The 17,520-nt window shown below is 71.0% G+C and carries 15 protein-coding genes and 1 tRNA gene; 13 read left to right on the top strand and 3 right to left on the bottom strand.

The window, feature by feature from the left end; genetic code table 11:
• Positions 1-30 precede the first annotated feature (30 nt).
• Entirely contained in the window at positions 31-2,865 is a 2,835-nt protein-coding gene (locus tag AB0310_RS03650) for an FAD-binding and (Fe-S)-binding domain-containing protein (RefSeq protein ID WP_366236597.1), read from the bottom strand.
• A gap of 74 nt (positions 2,866-2,939) precedes the next feature.
• Here AB0310_RS03650 and AB0310_RS03655 point away from each other — a divergent pair, with 74 nt between their 5' ends.
• Positions 2,940-3,602, top strand: coding sequence for a GntR family transcriptional regulator (locus tag AB0310_RS03655; RefSeq protein WP_366236598.1), 663 nt, complete (start codon positions 2,940-2,942; stop codon positions 3,600-3,602).
• Between the two features lie 2 nt (positions 3,603-3,604).
• Here the strand turns inward: AB0310_RS03655 and AB0310_RS03660 are convergent, their stop codons facing one another.
• On the bottom strand, positions 3,605-4,555 hold the full coding sequence (locus AB0310_RS03660; RefSeq protein ID WP_366236599.1) for a hypothetical protein: 951 nt from the start codon (positions 4,553-4,555) through the stop codon (positions 3,605-3,607).
• Positions 4,556-4,638: 83 nt separating this feature from the next.
• Here AB0310_RS03660 and AB0310_RS03665 point away from each other — a divergent pair, with 83 nt between their 5' ends.
• The 3 genes from AB0310_RS03665 to serA all read left to right on the top strand — a co-directional run bounded on the left by AB0310_RS03665 (position 4,639) and on the right by serA (position 7,177).
• Positions 4,639-5,109 carry a hypothetical protein gene (locus AB0310_RS03665; protein ID WP_268776404.1) on the top strand — a complete coding sequence of 157 codons (471 nt, stop codon included), beginning with the start codon at positions 4,639-4,641 and terminating at the stop codon, positions 5,107-5,109.
• Entirely contained in the window at positions 5,106-5,441 is a 336-nt protein-coding gene (locus AB0310_RS03670) for a hypothetical protein (protein WP_366236600.1), read from the top strand. Before AB0310_RS03665 ends, AB0310_RS03670 begins: the two co-directional genes overlap by 4 nt.
• A gap of 131 nt (positions 5,442-5,572) precedes the next feature.
• The gene (gene serA / locus AB0310_RS03675) at positions 5,573-7,177 is read left to right on the top strand and encodes a phosphoglycerate dehydrogenase (protein ID WP_366236601.1); all 1,605 of its coding nucleotides are present in this window, start codon (positions 5,573-5,575) and stop codon (positions 7,175-7,177) included.
• Positions 7,178-7,250: 73 nt separating this feature from the next.
• Here the strand turns inward: serA and AB0310_RS03680 are convergent, their stop codons facing one another.
• The gene (locus AB0310_RS03680; RefSeq protein WP_187663933.1) at positions 7,251-7,793 is read right to left on the bottom strand and encodes a TetR/AcrR family transcriptional regulator; all 543 of its coding nucleotides are present in this window, start codon (positions 7,791-7,793) and stop codon (positions 7,251-7,253) included.
• Positions 7,794-7,889: 96 nt separating this feature from the next.
• On the opposite strand from AB0310_RS03680, the gene AB0310_RS03685 reads away from it, so the two are divergent.
• The 9 genes from AB0310_RS03685 (at position 7,890) to AB0310_RS03725 (ending at position 17,504) form a co-directional block, all read left to right on the top strand.
• Positions 7,890-9,425 carry an MFS transporter gene (locus AB0310_RS03685; RefSeq protein ID WP_366236602.1) on the top strand — a complete coding sequence of 512 codons (1,536 nt, stop codon included), beginning with the start codon at positions 7,890-7,892 and terminating at the stop codon, positions 9,423-9,425.
• Between the two features lie 82 nt (positions 9,426-9,507).
• On the top strand, positions 9,508-10,551 hold the full coding sequence (locus AB0310_RS03690; RefSeq protein WP_259951707.1) for a 3-isopropylmalate dehydrogenase: 1,044 nt from the start codon (positions 9,508-9,510) through the stop codon (positions 10,549-10,551).
• A 62-nt stretch (positions 10,552-10,613) separates the two neighbouring features.
• The gene (locus AB0310_RS03695; RefSeq protein ID WP_366236603.1) at positions 10,614-11,714 is read left to right on the top strand and encodes a branched-chain amino acid aminotransferase; all 1,101 of its coding nucleotides are present in this window, start codon (positions 10,614-10,616) and stop codon (positions 11,712-11,714) included.
• A 190-nt stretch (positions 11,715-11,904) separates the two neighbouring features.
• A complete protein-coding gene (locus AB0310_RS03700; protein WP_366236604.1) occupies positions 11,905-12,885 on the top strand; it encodes a type IV toxin-antitoxin system AbiEi family antitoxin domain-containing protein in 981 nt (326 codons plus the stop codon).
• Positions 12,886-13,000: 115 nt separating this feature from the next.
• Positions 13,001-13,780: a fumarylacetoacetate hydrolase family protein gene (locus tag AB0310_RS03705; RefSeq protein ID WP_187663938.1), complete on the top strand. Its 780-nt coding sequence runs from the start codon at positions 13,001-13,003 to the stop codon at positions 13,778-13,780.
• Positions 13,777-15,036, top strand: a complete 1,260-nt coding sequence (locus AB0310_RS03710) for an MFS transporter (RefSeq protein WP_366236605.1) — start codon at positions 13,777-13,779, stop codon at positions 15,034-15,036. Before AB0310_RS03705 ends, AB0310_RS03710 begins: the two co-directional genes overlap by 4 nt.
• The gene (locus AB0310_RS03715; protein WP_366236606.1) at positions 15,033-15,797 is read left to right on the top strand and encodes a class I SAM-dependent methyltransferase; all 765 of its coding nucleotides are present in this window, start codon (positions 15,033-15,035) and stop codon (positions 15,795-15,797) included. The genes AB0310_RS03710 and AB0310_RS03715 overlap by 4 nt, the downstream gene beginning before the upstream one ends.
• Positions 15,798-15,826: 29 nt before the next feature.
• Entirely contained in the window at positions 15,827-17,332 is a 1,506-nt protein-coding gene (gene gltX / locus AB0310_RS03720; RefSeq protein ID WP_312672760.1) for a glutamate--tRNA ligase, read from the top strand.
• Positions 17,333-17,432: 100 nt separating this feature from the next.
• Positions 17,433-17,504: transfer RNA gene (locus tag AB0310_RS03725), tRNA-Gln, on the top strand.
• The last annotated feature ends 16 nt before the right edge of the window (positions 17,505-17,520 follow it).

The following is a 17,520-nucleotide window of genomic DNA, read 5'->3' on the forward strand; positions in this document are numbered from 1 at the left end:
GTGATCCGACGGGGGCCCTTCGTCGCTGAGCTAGGGGCGCGTGCGCTCCTCGAGAACCTCGATCACGTGGCGGTACGGGCGGCCGGTGGCGCGGGTCATGCCGATCTCGCACGTGCGGTTGGCCGACACGAAGGCGTCGAAGCCGCCGCGGGCCGTATCGGCCGCGGAGACTTCGGCCGATTCCTGGGCCGTCGCGCTCGCGGTGAGCTCGGGGTGCAGCATGCCGCGGTCACCGGCGAACGCGCAGCAGCCCCAGCCGTCGGGCACGAAGACCTCGTCAGCGACGGCCGCAGCGATCGCCGTCAGCGCCCCGGTCGCGCCGAGCGCGGTCGTCGAACAGGTCGGGTGCACGGCGATCGAGGGGAGCTTCGCATCGACGGAGAGGCGCGGCAGCACCCCCCGCGCGACGAACGTGGTGGCGTCCTCGATGCGCAGACCGGCGTACTCCGGATGGGCGGCGACGGCCTGGGTGAGCATGACGTCGAGGCCCTCGGTGCAGGAGGCCGCGTCGCAGACGACCGGGAGCTCCCCGTGGCGGCTGGCGTCCCAGAGCGAGGCCAGCACCCGGTCGGACATGAGGCGATAGCCGTCCAGGTGTCCCTTGGACTTCCACGGCGTCCCGCAGCAGAGCCCGCCGTTCTCCTCCGGGACCACGACGGGGATCCCGGCGCGGTCGAGCAGGGCGCGCAGGGCGTCGCGGGAGCCGGGACCCCCGTCCTCCGGACCGAACATCGTGCCGATGCAGGCGCCGAAGAAGACGGCCTGGGCGTCGGGAGGCGAGACCGGTCGAGGCGGCGCGGTGCCGCCGCGGGGGAGGCCGCCGTCGTAGAGGGGGACGGTGTCGGCGCCGAGCACCGCGCGCCCGACCCGCGTCGCGCCGCGCACGAGCGGGACGGGGAGAGCATCGGCGACCGTGAGGGCGACGCCGCCGGCGCGCGTGACGGTGCTCCAGTGCTTCGCCGCCGTTCCCCAGGCTGCACCCTCCACGGCGTTCTCCTGCTCGGCCCGGAGGCGGCGTACGAGGTCGCCGGTGTTGATGTCCACCGGACACGCGACGCCGCACATGCCGTCGACCGCGCAGGTCTGCATGCCGTCGTAGTCGTAGTCCGCGCGCAGGTCCCGCAGCAGCGCCGTGTCGCCCTGCTCCTCGGCCCAGGCCATGTCCCGCCGCAGCACGATGCGCTGCCGCGGGGTGAGCGTGATGCTCTTGCTCGGGCAGGTCGGCTCGCAGTAGCCGCACTCCACGCAGCGGTCCACCTCGCGCTCCACCGTGGGCACGCGCTTGAGATCCCGGAGGTACGAGTCCGGGTCGTCGGACAGCACGACGCCGGGGTTGAGGATCCCGTCCGCATCGAACAGCCGCTTGATCTCCCACATCATGTCGGTGAGCTCGTCGCCGTACTGACGCCGCACGAACGGCGCCATGATGCGTCCGGTACCGTGCTCGGCCTTGAGGGATCCCTCCTGCGCGAGGACGAGCTCGACGAGGTCGTCCGTGAAGCGGCGGTATCGCGCCACGCTCTCGGGGTCGTCGAAGCGCTCGTTGAGCAGGAAGTGGACGTTCCCGTCCTTCGCGTGCCCGAAGATCACGGAACCCTCGTAGCCGTGCTGCGCGAACAGCTCGATCAGTCGCTCGCAGGTGGCCAGCAGCCGGGGGACGGGGACGACGATGTCTTCGAGGAGCGCGGTCGTCCCGGACGGCCGCGCCCCGGCGACAGCGGTGTAGAGGCCCTTGCGGACGTGCCACAGTGCGGCGCGCTCGGCGGCATCGGTCGTCATGCGTGGGGCGACGGCGAGGGGGAGGGCATCGAAGTGCGTCTGCGCTGATGCGCTCGCGACGGCGAGGGCGTCGTCATCCACGGCGTGCACCTCGACGAGGAGGGCGGCGTGGCCCTGGACGTCGATCTCGGAGATCGCGGCCGGGACGTCGCTCAGGCCCTGGGCGACGCGCAGCGAGGCGGCGTCCAGGAGTTCGATCGTCGCGAGTCCGAGCTCCGTGAGAGCGGGGAGCGCGGTCATCGCCGCCGACAGCGTCTCGAAGACGAGCAGACCGGTGGCGATCGCGGGGCGCACCTCGATGGTGCGGAAACGGGCCTCTGCGACGAAGCCGAGGGTCCCTTCCGATCCGATGAGGAGGTGCTCCAGGATCCGCACCGGGTCGTCGAAGTCGAGCAGGGCGTTCAGGCCGTAGCCCATCGTGTTCTTCATCGAGAACTGCTGCCGCAGGAACGCGACGTTCCCGGGCGAGGCGAGCAGACGCTCCCGGAGCGACGACAGCCCGGCGAACAGAGAGGGTTCCGCGGCGCGGAGCACGTCCGCGGCGTCCGCGCGTCCGGTGTCCAGGACGGTGCCGCTGGGCAGCACGACGACCATCGACGTGATCGTCTGGTACGAGTTCTCCGTGATGCCGCAGGCCATGCCGCTGGAGTTGTTCGCGACGACGCCGCCGATCGTGCAGGCGATCTCGCTGGCCGGATCCGGCCCGAGCTTGCGGCGATACCGGGCCAGCCGCGTGTTCACCTGCCGGACGGTGGCCCCGGGGCCGACCCTGACCGCGGCGCCGTCGTCCTCGATGTGTATATCGCGGAAGTGGCTGCGCGTGTCGACGAGGATATCGCCGCTGACGCCCTGTCCGGAGAGGCTGGTGCCGCCGGAGCGGAACGTGAGCGTGCGTCCGGCCGCCCGGACCGCCGTGAACGCACGGGCGACGCCCTCGGCGTCCGCGGGGGAGAGCACCGCGTCCGGGATGAGCAGGTAGTGGGAGGCGTCGTGGGCGCGCGCGAACCGGTCGATGGATCGGGCGTGGACCTGCGTCTCGGTCCCCAGCAGTGCGGGATCGAGGGGGTGGTCGAGGGTGGTGGGCACGGTGCTCCTCTGCTCCGCTCGAAGATTGTCTGACAAGTGTACTGAACGACGGACGCCTCACTAGACTGTTCCGCATGACCTCGATCGCGGAGCGCCCCCTCGGCGTGGTCGGCGTGGTCGACGCCGTGACCGGACAGCTGCGCAGCCGGATCCTCTCCGGCGAGATCCGCTCGGGGGAGCCGCTGACCGAGGCGGCGGTCTCCCAGGCCTACGGCGTCGCACGTCCCAGCGCGAAAGCGGCCATCGAGCAGCTGGTGGCCAGCGGGCTGCTCGTGCGGACGGCGCATCGCACGGCGCGCGTGGTCGGCATCGAGGCGCAGACCGTCCGCGACGTCTACCGCACGCGGATCCGGCTGGAGAGCGCGGCACTACGCGAGCTGGCGGAGAGCGCCGCCGTGCCGGCGGCCGCCGTGGCGGCGAACGCCGAGCTGCAGGCGATGGCACCTGGCCCTGATCCCGCGACGGTCGATCCCGACCTCCGTTTCCACACGGCGCTCATCGACGCCCTGGGCAGCGAGCGGACCAGCCGCATGTACCGGAGCGTGCTGGACGAGGTGCGGCTGTGCATGGCGCAGGTGCAGGGGCGGCGTCTCCTCGATGCCGAACTCATCGCCGCGCAGCACGCGGAGATGCTCGAGGCTGTCGCCGCCGGGGACGCGGAGCGCGCCGCCGCGGTGCTGCGCGCCCACCTCGCCTCGGCGGAGGACCGTCTCGTCGAGGCCCTGAGCGCCTCCTGACGTCAGCCTTCGTCGGCCGGGGCGTCCTGGATCTCGATGGGTGCGTCCGTCGGGTCGGCCCAGACGGGAGCGGGCAGAGGCGTGTCGACCTGACTGGCCTGGATCGCGCGGAGGGCCTCGGTGATCTCGTCGGCGTTCTCGGGCACCGCCAGGCCGCAGGTGCGCAGCTCGGACGCGAACTGCAGGGTGAGCCTGATCTTCCCCGCCTCGATGGCCTCGGAGGTGGTGCCGGTGCGGATCTCGCTGCCGGTCTGGATCGCGGGCACCTCATCGCAGACGTGATAGACCTTGCCGCCGTCGACCCACACGACCTCATCGGCCCCGAGGAGCTGGATCACGGCCGACTGGTCTGCGGTGTACTGCTCGACGGACGGCGGGGCGAAGCTCGTCCCGACGATCGCGGCGAGGACGGCCAGGACGATGCCGACGATGCCGGCGGTCGCCTTCTGCCGCTTGTCCATGTCCTTGTTCAGGAAGATGAGGATGACCAGGGGGAGGAAGGCCACGACCGCGATGATCGCGCCGAGCTGGTTCTGGACGAAGAACCGCGTCTTGTCGGCGCGGCGCGCGGGGTCGAGAGTGTTGGCCTTCTTCCACAGGATCGAGCCGATGATCGACAGCGCCGCGATCACGAACAGCAGGACGAGCAGGGCGACGAACGCCCACTGGGGGAACTGCGCCGTCGCTCCCTGCTCTTCCAGGAGGCCGGTGTCCGGATCGCGGAGCAGCGCGCCGCCCTCATCGACGAACTCGCGCTGGCGCAGGAGCCAGAAGATGCCGATGGCCTCGCCCGCGATCGCGAGCGCCCAGAGGACCGCGGCGATGATGCGGAAGCGCGTCGCGGAGGCCTTGGCCTCCGGGCTCGGCGTCCAGCCCGCGGGCGGTTCGCCGGTCGTGGCGCCGGCCGTGGAACGACGCGGCGCAGCAGACGACGTGGGCTCGTTCTCGGCCATGGTTGTCCTTTCCCCCGAAAGTCCCCGGCGACCCCGCCGAGGCATCCCCGAGCCTAGTGGTCGGGGTGTCCTACTCTGGAGAGATGACATCCGATTCGGACGACGCCCTGAGCTGGGACGGCGACGACAGCGCGGAGCAGCGCCCCCGGGACGCCGCACGGCGTTCCACGCCTGCTCCGGAACCGATCCCGGCCGAGGCCGTCGCACCCTCGGCGTCTGCACCCGCGTCGGTGGACGAGGAGACCGCAGCGCCCTCCGGTCTCAGCAATGCGATGCTGGTCCTCGTCGGTGTCGTCGGGGGCGTCTACCTGCTCTACACCGTGGGGTGGATCGCCGGCGGTCTCCGCCTGCAGCCGCTCGCCTCGTTCCTCGTCGCGGATTTCATGTTCCTGCCCTGGTTCGTGCTGGCGATCGCCGCCCCCGCGCTCTGGTTCCTCGCGACGTGGGTGCTGACGCGGGGCCGGGCATCCTGGATCCGCGCCGCGGTGCTCCTGGCGGGCGTCGTGCTGCTCGTGCCGTGGCCGTTCGTGACCGTGGGGGTGATCGGCGCATGACCGCTCCGAAGACACCGTCCGCCGTGGCGACCGGTTCGCCGCGCTGGCTCGTGTGGACCGTCATCGCCCTCGCCGGGCTCTTCTACGCGTATGCGGTGTGGAACGCGGTCGCGCACCTCATCACCATGGCCCAGACCGGCCTCACCGGCACCGGATGGGCGACGCTGCTGTTCGGTGTCGTGTTCCCCGTGATCGTGTTCGGGTTCGCCTTCGCGATCGGCCGACGCCGTCGTGTGGGCGAGCTCGCCCTGACCTTCCTCGCCGGACTCGGCATCGTCGCGGTGTTCTGGATGAGCCTGCTCGCGCTGAGTCTGACGCTGCCCAGCGTCTGAGCCGGATCCGTCACGCCGTCACACGGCACGGAGCGGTCCCGGCGCTCCGGTAGAGTTGTCGCGATCGCGCCCCCGACGGTGTGCGGCGCATCGGCCCCTCCCGCCTGTCGCGCTGCCCCGAAGGATCCACTGTGCCGAAGCCTGTCGTGCTCATCGCCGAAGTACTCTCTCCCGCCACGATCGAGGCGCTCGGCCCCGACTTCGACGTCCGCCACGTCGAGGGCACCGATCGCGAGGCGCTCTTCGCCGCCCTCGCGGAGTCGGACGCGGTGCTCATCCGCTCCGCGACCCGCATCGACGAGGAGGCGCTGTCGCACGCGCCGAAGCTCAAGGTCGTCGCGCGGGCCGGTGTCGGCCTCGACAACGTCGACATCAAGGCTGCGACCGCGGCCGGCGTCATGGTCGTCAACGCCCCGACGTCGAATATCGTCTCCGCCGCCGAGCTGACGGTCGGCCACATCCTCAGCCTCGCCCGCCGGATCCCGGCCGCGCACGCCTCGCTCTCCGCCGGCCAGTGGAAGCGCAGCTCCTTCACCGGTGCCGAGCTCTTCGAGAAGACCGTCGGCATCGTCGGACTCGGCCGGATCGGCGCTCTCGTCGCCGCTCGCCTGGCCGCCTTCGACATGCGCGTCGTCGCGTACGACCCCTACGTCACCTCGGCGCGCGCCCAGCAGCTCGGCGTGCAGCTCCTCTCGCTGGACGAGCTCGTCGCCGAAGCCGACTTCCTCACGATCCACATGCCCAAGACCCCGGAGACGACGGGCATGATCGGCGCCGAGCAGTTCGCCGCCATGAAGCCGACCGCCTTCGTCGTGAACGTCGCCCGCGGCGGGCTCATCGACGAGGAGGCGCTGCACGAAGCTCTCGTCGCCGGTGAGATCGCCGGTGCGGGTCTGGACGTCTTCACCTCCGAGCCCCCGGCCGAGGGTGGCAGCGCCCGTGCCCTGCTCGACCTCCCGAACGTCGTCGTCACGCCGCACCTCGGTGCGAGCACGGAAGAGGCACAGGAGAAGGCCGGCGTCTCGGTCGCACGCTCGGTGCGGCTCGCGCTCGGCGGTGACCTCGTCCCGGATGCGGTCAACGTCGCGGGCGGCGTCATCGACCCGTACGTGCGTCCCGGCATCTCGCTCGTGGAGAAGCTCGGTCAGATCTTCGCCGCACTGGCCACGTCGCCGCTCACGAGCCTCGACGTCGAGGTGCACGGCGAGCTCAACGACTACGACGTGAGCGTGCTCAAGCTCGCGGCCCTCAAGGGTGTCTTCACGAACATCGTGAGCGAGACCGTGTCGTACGTGAACGCGCCCCTCCTGGCGGAGCAGCGCGGCATCGCGGTGCGCCTGCTCAAGGACGACGTGAGCGAGGAGTACCGGAACGTCATCACCCTCACGGGGGCGCTGTCCGACGGAACGCAGCTCTCGGTGTCGGGCACGCTGACCGGACCGAAGCAGGCCGAGAAGCTCGTCGGCATCAACGACCACGCCCTGGAGCTGCCGATCGAGAAGCACCACGTCGTGATGCTCTACACCGACCGTCCCGGCATCGTCGCCGTCTACGGGCAGAAGTTCGGCGAGGCCGGGATCAACATCGCCGGCATGCAGATCTCGCGGCTCGCGGCGGGCGATCAGGCGCTCAGCGTGCTGACGCTCGACTCGCCCGTGTCCGAGGAGCTGCTGGACGACGTGCGCGGTGCCATCGACGCCGACCTCTTCCGTCAGATCGAGATCACCGAGGTCTGACACCGCAGAGCGGGGGAGAAGGGCGGGAGCGCGAGGCTCCCGCCCTTCTCCGTACCCGCAGCCTTGTCCGGCGTCAGGCGGTGGCGCGCAGCACGAGGGCGATGAGATCGGCGAGCTCGTCGCTGCGCGGGACCAGGCGCTCCGGCCCGTGCACGTCGAGCGAGTTGTTGAAGTAGAGGCCGTCGCTCACGAGCATCACGAGGTCGAGGCTGGCGGTGTCGCGGACGTGCGGACGGATCGTCTCCGCCCAGCGACGCCGGGTATCCCGGAGCATGTCGGACGCGGCGGTCGAGCCGCCCTGGGCCAGCCGAGTCGTGGCGATGAGCGCCCGATCGAGGGCGTCGTCCTCCATCACCGAGGTCCGGACGTAGTACGCGACGGGGCCCTCCTCGGCGGCGCGCATGCGCTCCAGGTCGAGGGTGGTCAGGTGGTCCAGGCGCTCCAGGAGCCCGGTCTCCAGGTCGTCCTTGGAGCGGAAGTGGTAGAGCAGGCCGCCCTTCGACACGCCGGCGGCCTTCGCCGTGGCCTCGAGCGTCGCGGCGCGTTCGCCGTCGTCGATGAGGATCGCCTCGAAGGCGTCGAGGACCTTCTCACGGGCGAGGGGAGGGCGGGGCATCGGTCATCCTCTGAGCGGGATCGGGAGGGCTGCATCTGTTACTATACCAGCCGGACGGTTTAGTAACGAGCGGTCCACAGGAAGGAAAGGTGTTCCATGACCCGTACTGCGTCGATCCCGACGACAGAGACGGAAGCTCCCCGCGTCGGGGCTCGGGGGTGGGCGGCGCTCGTCGTCCTCATGCTCCCGGTGCTGCTGGTGTCGGTGGACAACACGGTGCTGAGCTTCGCGCTGCCCGAGATCTCGATCTCGCTCGCGCCGAGCGGGGCCGAGCAGCTGTGGATCATCGACGTCTATCCGCTCGTGCTCGCCGGACTCCTGGTGACCATGGGGACGCTGGGCGACCGCTTCGGGCGCCGCCGCCTGCTCCTCATCGGAGCCACGGGGTTCGCCGTGGTCTCCGCTCTGGCCGCCTTCGCGCCGACCGCGGGACTGCTCATCGCCGCCCGCGCCCTGCTCGGCTTCTTCGGCGCCATGCTGATGCCCTCGACGCTCTCGCTGCTGCGGTCGATCTTCCAGAACCGCGACCAGCGCCGCATGGCCATCGCGGTCTGGGCGTCTGCGTTCTCCGCCGGATCCGCGCTCGGCCCCATCGTCGGCGGCTTCCTCCTCGAGCACTTCGCGTGGGGCTCGGTGTTCCTCATCGCCGTGCCCGTCCTCATCCCGCTGCTCATCGCCGCGCCGCTGCTCGTGCCGGAGAGCCGTGACCCGAATCCCGGCCGCATCGACCCGCTCAGCATCGTGCTCTCGATGGCCGCGATGATCCCGGTCGTCTACGCCATCAAGTCCTTCGCGGTCGACGGCCCGTCGCTGTACGCCGGGGGATGGGCGCTGCTCGGCCTCGTGATGGGGACGTTGTTCGTGCGCCGTCAGCTCCGTGCCGACACCCCGATGCTCGACATGGCCCTGTTCCGCCGCGGGTCGTTCTCGGGGGCGATCCTGGTGAACCTGCTCAGCGTCGTGGCCCTCGTCGGGTTCCTGTACTTCGTCTCGCAGCACCTGCAGCTCGTGCTGGGGCTCTCGCCGATGGTCGCGGGCCTCGCGCTCGTGCCGGGGATGGCGGCGATGATCGTCGCCGGACTCACGGTGGTGCCGATCTCGCGGCGGGTGCCGCCGCACGTGCTTATCCCGGCGGCGCTGGTGTTCTCCGTCGCGGGGTACCTCATCGTCGCCTTCACGACGCACGAGCACGTCGTGGCACCGCTCATCCTCGCCTTCGTCGTCCTCGGCATCGGCATCGGCGCGGCCGAGACCATCTCGAACGAGCTCATCCTCTCCAGCGCCCCCGCGGCGAAGGCCGGTGCCGCGAGCGCGGTGTCCGAGACGGCGTACGAGCTCGGTGCCGTGCTGGGGACCGCGATCCTGGGCGGCATCATCACCGCGTTCTACCGCGGCGCGCTGGTGCTGCCCGAGGGGCTTCCGGCCGAGGTGGCCCGCGCTGCGCAGGAGACGCTGGCCGGCGCGTACACCGCCGCCCACGAGCTCCCGGCCGCGCTCGGCGACGCCCTGTGGCAGGCAGCGGCCGACGCGTTCGGCTCCGGCGTCACCGTGACCTCGCTCATCGGGGCGGGCCTCGTCGTCGTCGCGGCGGTCATCGCGGCCGTCACACTGCGCAAGGCACCCACGCACTGACCACTACGCTGGGGGGACCGGCCCGTTCGACCCGCGGTCGCGCCGCGGTCGGTCCACCCCCGTGCAGTGCGCAAGGAGTCTCATGTCGCGTGTCGTGAAGCTGGCCGTCATCCCGGGTGACGGCATCGGTCCCGAGGTCATCGCCGAGGCGGAGAAGGTGCTCGACGCCGTCACGGCCGACAGCGACGTGACGTTCGACAAGACCCGCTTCTCGCTCGGTGCCGGACGGTACCTCGAGACGGGCGACACGCTCACGGACGACGACCTCGCCGCGATCGCCGCACACGACGCGATCCTCCTCGGCGCGGTCGGCGGGACGCCGGGCGACCCGCGGCTGAAGGACGCGAACATCGAGCGCGGGCTGCTGCTGAAGCTCCGGTTCACGCTCGACCACTACGTGAACCTGCGTCCCTCGAAGCTCTTCACCGGAGCTCCCGGTCCGCTGTCGGACCCGGGCGAGGTCGACTTCGTCGTCGTCCGCGAGGGGACGGAAGGTCCCTACGTCGGCAACGGCGGAGCGATCCGGAAGGGGACGCCGCAGGAGGTGGCGAACGAGACCTCCGTGAACACGGCGTTCGGTGTCGAGCGGGTCGTCCGCTATGCGTTCGCCCTCGCGGAGCGCCGCCGTCAGAAGCTCACCCTGGTGCACAAGACCAACGTGCTCGTGCACGCCGGCGCGATCTGGCAGCGCATCGTGAACGAGGTCGCCGCCGAGCACCCCGACGTCGCCGTCGACTATCTGCACGTCGACGCCGCCACCATCTTCCTCGTCACCGATCCCTCGCGCTTCGACGTGATCGTGACGGACAATCTCTTCGGTGACATCCTCACCGACCTCGCCGGCGCCGTCACGGGCGGCATCGGCCTCGCCGCCTCCGGGAACATCAATCCCGATGGCAACTTCCCGTCGATGTTCGAGCCTGTGCACGGCTCGGCTCCGGACATCGCGGGTCAGCAGAAGGCCGACCCGACCGCCGCGATCCTCTCCATCGCGCTGCTGCTCGACCACCTCGGCCTGACGGCCGAGTCGGCGCGTGTGAGCGCCGCGGTCGAGGCGGACATCGCCGCCCGCAGCGGTGCCCGCACCACCGCGGAGATCGGCTCCGCGATCACTGCCCGTCTCTGAACGGCGGGCGTAGGCTGACAGGGCGCGAGGATGCGCCCACCCCACGAGGATTGGATGACGACATGACGACGATCGACGCCGAGACGAGCGTGGCTCCCCTGGAGTTCGCCGTGACGAAGAACCTGAACGCGGCCTCGCCGGCACGCGTCGCCGAAGTGCTGGAGAACCCCGGGTTCGGGGTCGTCTTCACCGACCACATGGTCGACATCTGCTGGTCCGCCAAGGGCGGCTGGCACCGTCCGCGCGTGCAGCCTTACGGTCCGATCCCGCTCGACCCCGCGGCGTCCGTGCTGCACTACGCACAGGAGATCTTCGAGGGCATCAAGGCCTACCGGCACGCCGACGGCTCGATCCACACCTTCCGTCCCGACCGCAACGCCGCGCGCCTGCGGGCCAGTGCCCGCCGCCTCGCGCTGCCGGAGCTGCCGACGGAGTACTTCATCCAGTCGCTGCGGGAGCTCATCGCCGTCGACGGCCGGTGGGTGCCCTCCGGTGCCGACCAGAGCCTGTATCTGCGTCCGTTCATGTTCGCCAAGGAGGCCTTCCTCGGCGTGCGAGCGGCGCAGAAGGTCGCCTACTACGTGATCGCCAGCCCCGCGGGCGCCTACTTCACCGGAGGCGTGAAGCCGGTGCGCATCTGGCTCTCCGAGGACTACGCCCGCGCCGGCCGCGGTGGCACCGGCAAGGCGAAGACGGGGGGCAACTACGCCTCCAGCCTCCTGCCGCAGGCCGAGGCCAGCGCGAAGGGCTGCGACCAGGTCGTGTTCCTCAACGAGAACCGCGACGTCGAGGAGCTCGGTGGCATGAACGTCGTGTTCGTCTTCAAGGACGGTCGTGTCGTCACGCCGGAGTCCGACAGCATCCTCGAGGGCATCACGCGGGATTCGCTGCTGCAGCTCGCCGAGGACCGCGGCTACACGGTCGAGAAGCGACCGATCTCGATCGACGAGTGGCGCGAGGGCGTGGCCTCCGGCGACATCGTCGAGGTGTTCGCCTGTGGCACGGCCGCGGTCGTGACACCGATCGGCGCGCTCGTGGGCGAGGGCTTCGACGAGCCGCAGCCGCTGGGCGAGCTGGCGCTGTCGCTCCGCGAGGAGCTCACCGACATCCAGTACGGGCGTCGCGAGGACAAGCACGGCTGGCTCCTCCGCCTCGACGCCTGATTCCATTCCCCGAGACCCCGTCTTCCCGCCGACACCCCGCCGTGTCGACGCGTGGTAGGCGGGGTCTCGGCGTGTACCCGGGGTCTCGCGCGCCGGGGTCGTTCCTGCACAGTGCGGGGGGAGTGGGGGATGAGGGGTGGGGGGTGTGGAGAACGTTGGGAGGGAGAGATCAGCGGGGGAGAGTGGGGGGATGTCGCGGCGCCTCTCGTTCTCCGATGCCTGGGATCTCGTGCGGTCGCGGGAGGAGGTCCTCGATGCGGGCGTCACGGAACGGGAGCTGGCGGCGGCGGTCGCGCACGGCAGGCTGCGACGGGTGCACCGCGGGGCGTACGTCGACACGGAGGTCTGGGACGAGCTGTGGCCGGAGGGGCGGCAGCTCGTGCGGGTGTGCGCCGTCCGCAGGGCCAGTCCGGGCGGGGGTCCCGTGTTCTCGCATGTCTCCGCGGCGGCCCTTTGGGGGCTGCCGCTCGTGGGGCCGATCCGGGACGACGTGCACACCGCGATCCGCAGCCGTCGGCACACCAGGACCGAGGCCGGGGTCGTCCGACACCAGATGATGCTCGACGAGGGCGATGTCGTCCGGCGGCACGGGCTCCGGTGCACGTCGCTGGCCCGCACCGTGTTCGATCTCGCCCGACTGCTGCGACCGGAGGCCGTCGTCGCCGCGGGGGATGCGGCACTGCGGCTGGTCTCGGTCGACGGGCACGAGGTGGACCAGGATGCCGTCGCCGCCTGGCGGGCCGAAGTCGAAGGCCTGTGCGTGGCGGGACTCCGGGGTGTGCGGCGCGCGCGATGGATCGGAGCCTTCGCGGACGGGCGGGCCCAGCTTCCCGGCGAGAGCGTGAGCCGCCTCCAGTTGCATCGACTCGGGTTCCGAGACATCGATCTGCAGGTCCCCATCGTGGGCTCCGACGGCGCGCGGTACTTCGCCGACTTCGGGTTCCCGCGGTCCCGGGCCTTCGGAGAGTTCGACGGGGAGGACAAGTACCGGGATGCGGAGCTGCGGACGATGCCCACGGCGGCCGATGCGGTGATGGCGGAGAAGCACCGCGAGGACGAGATCCGCGGGGTGACCGGCTCGCGGGTGGTGCGCTGGGGCTCCCGGCACATCCGCACCCCCGAGGACCTCGGACGACGGCTCGCCGCGTTCGGCATCCGTCCTCCCGGATGAGTTCCACCGGGGCCCTGGGCTTCCGTCGAGACCCCGCCTCTCCCGCGCAAGCGAACCGGGGTCTCGACGAGAAAGCGGGGTCTCGACGATAAAGGAGGGGATCTAGGCTGGAGGCATGAAGATCGCCCGGTTCAGCCACGACGACGCCATCATGTACGGGATCATCGACGACCGCGAGCTCGTGGTCCTCGCCGGGGACCCGATGTTCTCCGGGTACGAGACCACCGGCGCCCGCGTCCCGCTGACCGAGGTCACGCTGCTCGCGCCCGTCATCCCGCGCTCCAAGGTCGTGTGCGTCGGCAAGAACTACCACGATCACGCCGCCGAGATGGGGGGAGTGGCCCCCGAGGAGCCGCTGCTGTTCCTCAAGCCGAACACCGCCGTGATCGGCCCGGATGACGCGATCGTGCGTCCCACCGCGCTGTCCGAGCGCACGGAGTACGAGGGCGAGCTCGTGGTCGTGATCGGACGGATCGCGAAGAACGTGAAGGCGGAGAACGCCCTCGACCACGTGCTCGGCTACACGATCGGCAACGACGTCACCGCACGCGACCTGCAGCGCAAGGACGGGCAGTGGTCGCGGGCGAAGGGCTTCGACACATTCTGCCCGCTCGGACCCGTGATCGAGACGGACTTCGACCCCGCGCAGGCCACGATCGAGACGCGGGTCAACGGCGAGGTTCGCCAGCACGCGCCGCTCACCGACATGATCCACTCGGTCGCCGCGATCATCGAGTACGCCTCCGCGGTGTTCACGCTCCTTCCGGGCGACGTCATCATGACGGGGACACCCGCGGGCGTCGGCACGTTCGAGGCGGGCGACACCGTCGAGGTGGAGATCTCCGGACTCGGCATCCTGCGCAACCCCGTGCGCGACGCCGCTCCCGCGTCATGACCGACGTCGCCCTCACGGCGACGCAGCAGCAGGCGGTCCAGCGCCGCACCGTGCTCGTGCTGTCGCTGGGGCAGGTGCTGGGCGGCATCGCCTTCGGCGCCACCGTGTCGCTCGGTGCGCTGCTCGCCGCGGACATCTCCGGCAGCGACGCGCTCTCCGGGCTCGCGACGGCATCGGTGACCCTGGGCGCCGCGCTCTGCGCGATCCCGCTCGCCCGGATGGCCGCACGGCTCGGACGCCGCCGCGCCCTCACCCTCGGCAATCTCTTCGCCCTCGTCGGCATCGCCGTGGTGATCCTCGCGGCGTCGGTGCGCGTCTTCCCGCTCCTGCTCGTCGGCATCCTGCTGATCGGTGCGGGGAACGCGGGCAACCTGCAATCCCGGTTCGCGGCCACGGACCTCGCGGCGCCGCAGCACCGCGGGCGTGACCTCTCGATCGTCGTCTGGTCCACGACGATCGGCGGCGTGGCGGGACCGCTGCTGCTCGGCCCGGGGGAGATGGTCGGACAGGCGATCGGGATGCCTCCGCAGACGGGTTCCTACGTCTTCTCGTTCGTCGCGCAGTGCGCGGCGCTCGCGCTCTACCTCGTCGCCCTGCGCCCCGATCCGCTGCTGGCCGCGCAGCGACTCGCTCAGGCGGCGGCCGCGACGACGAGCGCCATCGTGGCGGACCGCCCGCGCGTGGCCCGCTACGCGATCTTCGCCATCGCGGGGTCGCACGTGGTGATGGCGTCGGTCATGGCGATGACCCCGGTGCATCTCTCGCACATGGCCCACGGCGCTCACGGTGCGGCGGCGACACCGGCGGACGTCTCAGCGCTCGTCGGCATCACCATCGCGCTGCACGTCGGCGGCATGTACGCGCTCTCGCCGGTGTTCGGCGTGCTGGCCGACCGCTGGGGGCGGCTGCGCGTGGTGCTGCTCGGGCAGGCTCTGCTCGGCGGCGCCCTGGCCTTCGCCGTCTTCGCGGGCACCGAGGCGTGGGGCGTCATGGTCGCCCTCATCCTCCTCGGCCTCGGCTGGAGTGCCGCGACGGTCGCGGGTGCCGCACTGCTCACCGAAGCCTCCGCGCCCGAGGTGCGCACTCGTCGTCAGGGGCGCAGCGACTCGCTGATGAGCCTGTCCGCCGCCGCCGGGTCCGTCCTCGCCGGCATCGTGCTGTCGAACTTCCAGTACGCCGGACTCGGCATCGCGGCCTCGGTGCTCGTTCTCGCGATCGTCGCGCTGTCACCGCTCGCCCGGAGCAGCGCGCGGTGAAGGCCTGGGACGGCGTCGGAGAGGCCTATGCCGCTTCGTACGCCGCCCTGTGCGCCGGGACCTTCGAGTTTCTCACCGCCGCACTCGGCCCGGCGGAGGGTCGTGGCCTGCTGGACGTCGGCGCGGGGGAAGGCCGTCTCGCGTCCCGCTTCGCACGCCGGGGATGGGACGTCACAGCCTGCGAGCCCGAGCCGACGATGCGTGCCGTCGCCCACCGGGAGTACCCGACGCTGCGCATCGTCGAGGGCGGACCGCCGACGCTGCCCTTCGGCGACGGGTCCTTCGATGCCGCCGTGGCGAACTTCGTGCTGAACCACGTCTCCTCCCCGCGGACCGCCGCCCGCGAGCTGGGTCGGGTCGCGCGTGGTCCGGTCGCCGCGACGATCTGGACCCGTTCCCCGTCGTGGTTCTGGGCGGAGGTCGTCGAACGCGCGGGGTTGCCGCCGTACGCGGGGGAGAGGCTCCCCGCCGAAGAAGACTTCGCACGCACCCCGGACGGCTTCGCGGACGTGCTCACCGGCGCCGGGCTCCCGGAGGTCGTGGTCACCGAGCACACCTGGACGTGGGAGGCTGACCCCGGCGCGCTGTGGACCTCCGTCGAAGGGGGTGTGGCCGGCGCCGGCGCCCAGTACGCCCTGCTCTCCACGGCCGAGCGACGCCGGTTCCGCGCGGGGTTCGAGGAGACGGTCGCGGCCCATCGGGTGGGAACAGTGCTGCCCCTGGAGCACTGCGCGGCGGTGGCGGTCTCGCGCCGGGGCTGACCCGCCCGCACCCGTAGAATCGAAGGGCTATGGCTACTCCGCATCCCCTCACCACGACCGCCGCCGGCGCCGACGTCCGCGTCCGCTTCTGCCCCTCTCCGACGGGGCTGCCGCACGTCGGCATGGTCCGCACGGCTCTGTACAACTGGGCCTATGCCCGTCACAACGGCGGGAAGATGGTGTTCCGCATCGAGGACACCGACGCCGCGCGCGACAGCGAGGAGAGCTTCCGCCAGCTCGTCGACGCGCTCACGTGGCTGAAGATCGACTGGGACGAGGGTGTCGAGGTCGGCGGCCCGCACGCCCCGTACCGGCAGTCCGAGCGGCACGACATCTACCGCGAGGTGATCGACAAGCTCCTCGCGACGGGCGCGCTCTACGAGAGCTACTCGACGGCCGAGGAGATCGACGCCCGCAACGAGGCCAACGGCCGGGCGAAGCAGCTCGGCTACGACAACTTCGACCGTGACCTGACGGACGAGCAGAAGGCGGCCTTCCGTGCCGAGGGTCGTCAGCCCGCCCTCCGCCTGCGCGTGCCGGACGAGGACCTCACGTACGTGGACCTGATCCGCGGCGAGGTCACCTTCCCCGCCGGCTCCTTCCCGGACTTCGTCGTCGTGCGCCCGAACGGGGTGCCGCTGTACACGTTCGTGAACCCCGTCGACGACGCGCTGATGGGCATCACCCATGTCCTCCGCGGCGAAGACCTCATGCCGTCCACCGCGCGCCAGCTCTCGCTCTACGCCGCTCTCATCGACGCGGGTGTGACGACGTTCGTGCCGCGGTTCGCCCACATGCCGCTCGTGCTGGGGGAGACCGGCAACAAGAAGCTCTCCAAGCGTGACCCCCAGGCCGATCTGTTCCTGCACCGGGAGCGCGGCTTCATCCACGAGGGCCTCCTGAACTACCTCGCGCTCCTGGGCTGGTCGATCGGCCCGGACCGCGACGTGTTCTCGCTCGACGAGTTCATCGCCGCGTTCGACATCGAGAACGTGAACCCGAACCCCGCCCGATTCGACCAGAAGAAGGCCGAGTCGATCAACGGCGACCACATCCGCATGCTCGACGTGAAGGACTTCGCCGAGCGCACGGTGCCGTACCTCGCCGCGGCCGGTCTGTTCGACGAGCCGACCCACGAGCAGCTCGTCCTCGCCTTCCGTGCGGCGCCGCTGGTGCAGGAGCGCGTGCAGCTGCTGGGCGAGGTCCCGGGCATGCTCGGCTTCCTGTTCCGCGACGAGGTGTCGTACGACGCGGATGCGCTCAAGGGGCTCCCGGCCAACGCTGCCGAGGTGCTGGACGCCTGTGTCACCGCCCTCGAGCCGGTCACGGACTTCACCCCGGAGAAGATCCAGGAGGCGCTGTCGACGGCGCTCGTGGAGAACCTCGAGCTCAAGCCGCGCGTCGCCTACGGGCCGCCGCGTGTGGCCATCACCGGCCGCCGCGTCTCGCCGCCCCTGTTCGAGTCGATGGAGCTGCTGGGCAAGGACGAGTCGCTGCGCCGCCTGCGCGCGCTCTCGGCGTTCCTCGCGAACTGATCCGCGACGCGCCCGAGCGGCGACACGGCACCGGTGGTTTTGGTGATCGGTCGCCGCTCGGGTAAGCTTGACTCTCGGTGCGAGGCTCCGGTTTCGCCCTTGGGGTATGGTGTAATTGGCAACACGGCTGATTCTGGTTCAGTTGTTCTTGGTTCGAGTCCAGGTACCCCAGCACTTCGAAAACCCCC

Origin of the sequence: Microbacterium meiriae (assembly GCF_040702565.1) — a bacterium.
Lineage (GTDB): Bacteria > Actinomycetota > Actinomycetes > Actinomycetales > Microbacteriaceae > Microbacterium > Microbacterium meiriae.

Excerpts from the sequence above, each read along its gene's own strand:
- AB0310_RS03655 (WP_366236598.1), top strand. The coding sequence starts at position 2,940 with ATGACCTCGATCGCGGAGCGCCCCCTCGGCGTGGTCGGCGTGGTCGAC.
- AB0310_RS03660 (WP_366236599.1), bottom strand. The coding sequence starts at position 4,555 with ATGGCCGAGAACGAGCCCACGTCGTCTGCTGCGCCGCGTCGTTCCACG.
- AB0310_RS03665 (WP_268776404.1), top strand. The coding sequence starts at position 4,639 with ATGACATCCGATTCGGACGACGCCCTGAGCTGGGACGGCGACGACAGC.
- AB0310_RS03670 (WP_366236600.1), top strand. The coding sequence starts at position 5,106 with ATGACCGCTCCGAAGACACCGTCCGCCGTGGCGACCGGTTCGCCGCGC.
- AB0310_RS03680 (WP_187663933.1), bottom strand. The coding sequence starts at position 7,793 with ATGCCCCGCCCTCCCCTCGCCCGTGAGAAGGTCCTCGACGCCTTCGAG.
- AB0310_RS03685 (WP_366236602.1), top strand. The coding sequence starts at position 7,890 with ATGACCCGTACTGCGTCGATCCCGACGACAGAGACGGAAGCTCCCCGC.
- AB0310_RS03690 (WP_259951707.1), top strand. The coding sequence starts at position 9,508 with ATGTCGCGTGTCGTGAAGCTGGCCGTCATCCCGGGTGACGGCATCGGT.
- AB0310_RS03695 (WP_366236603.1), top strand. The coding sequence starts at position 10,614 with ATGACGACGATCGACGCCGAGACGAGCGTGGCTCCCCTGGAGTTCGCC.
- AB0310_RS03700 (WP_366236604.1), top strand. The coding sequence starts at position 11,905 with ATGTCGCGGCGCCTCTCGTTCTCCGATGCCTGGGATCTCGTGCGGTCG.
- AB0310_RS03705 (WP_187663938.1), top strand. The coding sequence starts at position 13,001 with ATGAAGATCGCCCGGTTCAGCCACGACGACGCCATCATGTACGGGATC.
- AB0310_RS03710 (WP_366236605.1), top strand. The coding sequence starts at position 13,777 with ATGACCGACGTCGCCCTCACGGCGACGCAGCAGCAGGCGGTCCAGCGC.
- gltX (WP_312672760.1), top strand. The coding sequence starts at position 15,827 with ATGGCTACTCCGCATCCCCTCACCACGACCGCCGCCGGCGCCGACGTC.